The organism is Cupriavidus sp. a3 (assembly GCF_051015765.1).
GTDB classification, from domain to species: Bacteria; Pseudomonadota; Gammaproteobacteria; order Burkholderiales; family Burkholderiaceae; genus Cupriavidus; species Cupriavidus oxalaticus_A.
The window spans coordinates 128,803-131,167 of the sequence record NZ_CP170643.1 but is presented as its reverse complement, the minus strand read 5'-3'; the positions used below and the strand labels follow the sequence as shown (position 1 = coordinate 131,167).

Annotated in this window: 2 protein-coding genes; both read right to left on the bottom strand. The window is 65.5% G+C overall.

The annotated features are described in order from the left end of the window. The coding region (locus ACAD63_RS00515) for an ATP-binding cassette domain-containing protein (protein ID WP_434033301.1) at positions 1-188 on the bottom strand (188 nt) is incomplete at its 3' end. Positions 189-555: 367 nt separating this feature from the next. Next, positions 556-2,220, bottom strand: coding sequence for a GMC family oxidoreductase (locus ACAD63_RS00510; protein WP_434033300.1), 1,665 nt, complete (start codon positions 2,218-2,220; stop codon positions 556-558). Positions 2,221-2,365 lie beyond the last annotated feature (145 nt).

The following is a 2,365-nucleotide window of genomic DNA, read 5'->3' as shown; positions in this document are numbered from 1 at the left end:
GTGCCGGTGGTCGGCTCCAGGAACTTGGTGAGCAGGTTGAAGCAAGTGGTCTTGCCTGCGCCATTAGGGCCGATCAACGCATGGATCGAGCCGCGGCGCACCTGTAGGTTGACGTCGCTCACCGCGGTGAACCCCTTGAACTCCTTGGTGAGGTTCCGCGTTTCCAGGATGGTTTCCTGCTGGTTCATGTCTCCTGCCCGCCCTTCGTTGTACGCCGGGTGATGCCCGGCACTGACTGATGGTCCGAACCGGCCTGTAGGCCCTGTGCCGCGTCCGCCAGGCACGTCCGTGGTCGCGGCGTGCTGCGGCGTCTTTGTCATGGCTGTGCGGGGCGGCTCCCGCCGGAGGACAGCGGCCAGCACAATGTGCAGCCCGCGCACCCTCCGAGGCGTCTATTGTGTGCGCCTGTTGCATCGCAAAACATCGGGGTTTGCACTATGAAACATGAACCAAGTGTCAGTTTTTTTGCAGGCGCACATGATCAGCAAACGCCACCTGGCGCCCCCATGCTTTCGCGCCCGATTTCCCATGCTGCGCACCCCGCGCCTGCCACCTTCAGGCGTTTTCCGCCGCGGCGAGTGGCGCTGGCGCCATCACTCCCGCTGCCCCCGCGCCGCGCCGGCGGTCTTCGCGGATCATGTCGCTGGCGCGCTCCGCAATCATGATGGTGGGCGAATTGGTATTGCCCGAGGTGATCAGCGGCATCACCGAGGCATCGACCACGCGCAGTCCCTCGATGCCGAACACCCGCAGCCGGTTATCGACCACTGCCATGCCGTCGTCGCCGCGTCCCATCTTGCAGGTGCCGACGGGATGGAAGATGGTGGTGCCGATGCTGCCGGCGGCTTCGGCCAGTTCTTCGTCGGTCTGGAACGCGGCACCCGGCAGGTATTCCTCGGGCTGGTACGGCGCCAGCGCCGGCGATGCCACGATGCGGCGCGTCAGCCGCAACGAATCGGCGGCGACACGCCGGTCTTCATCGGTCGATAGGTAGTTGGGCGCGATCACCGGCGCATCGCGGAAATCGGCGCTGCGCGCATGCACGCTGCCGCGCGACGTCGGCCGCAGGTTGCAGGCGCTGGCGGTGAAGGCATTGAACGCGTGCAGCGGATCGCCGAATTTGTCCAGCGACAGCGGCTGCACGTGGTACTCCACATTGGGCCGCGCCTGCGACGGATCCGAGCGCGCGAATGCGCCCAGCTGCGACGGCGCCATGCTCATCGGCCCGCTCTGGTTGAAGGCGTACTCGACGCCGATGCACAACTTGCCCCACAGGCTGGCGGCACGCGTGTTGAGCGTACGCACGCCATTGACCTTGACCACGGTGCGCAGCTGCAGGTGGTCCTGCAGGTTTTCACCCACGCCGGGCAAGGCGTGGCGTACCTCGATGCCGAGTGCGCGCAGCCGTTCCGGCTCGCCGATGCCGGACAGCTCCAGCAGCTGCGGCGTATTGACCGCGCCGGCGGAAAGGATGACTTCATGCCGCGCCGCCGCGGCATGCGGCCGCCCGCCACCGATGTATTGCACGCCAGTGCAGCGGCGCCCGTCGAAGGTAAGCGCGCTGACTTGCGCGCCGGTGACGATGGTCAGGTTCGGGCGCTCCGACGCGCGGCGCAGGAAGGCCTTGGCGGTGTTCCAGCGGATGCCGCGGCGCTGGTTCACTTCAAAGTAGCCGACGCCGAAGTTGTCGCCCTGGTTGAAGTCGTCGGTACGCGGGATGCCGGCTTGCTCCGCCGCATCGGCAAAGCGCTCGAGGATGTCCCAGCGCAGCCGCTGCGCTTCGACGCGCCACTCGCCGTGGGCACCATGGAATTCGCTTGGGCCGCGGTGGTGGTCTTCGCAGCGCTTGAACAGCGGAAGCACGTTGTCCCATTTCCAGCCGTCGTCGCCGGACAGGCGGGCCCAGTCGTCGTAGTCTTCGCGCTGGCCGCGCATGTAGATCATGCCGTTGATTGACGAGCATCCGCCCAAGACGCGGCCGCGGGGGTAGCCAAGGGAGCGGCCGTTCAGGCCGGCCTCGGCTTCGGTGCGGTAGAGCCAGTCCGTGCGGGGGTTGCCGATGCAGTACAGGTAGCCTACCGGGATGTGGATCCAGTGGTAGTCGTCTTTGCCGCCAGCTTCCAGCAGGAGGACGTTGATGTCAGGGTCCTGGGTCAGGCGGTTGGCCAGGACACAGCCGGCTGAGCCGGCGCCAACGATGATGTAGTCGAATGTCTCCATGGCTTTCTTATGTTTGGAATGTGTGCTTTGCCTGCGGCTTGGCATCAAAAACCAAAAACCAATCAAGACCTTACTTAGCCACCGGCATCGTAAATTCAGCCCCCTTGGCAATGGCATCCGGCCACCGCTGCATCACGCTCTTGTA

Excerpts from the sequence above, each read along its gene's own strand:
- ACAD63_RS00510 (WP_434033300.1), bottom strand. The coding sequence starts at position 2,220 with ATGGAGACATTCGACTACATCATCGTTGGCGCCGGCTCAGCCGGCTGT.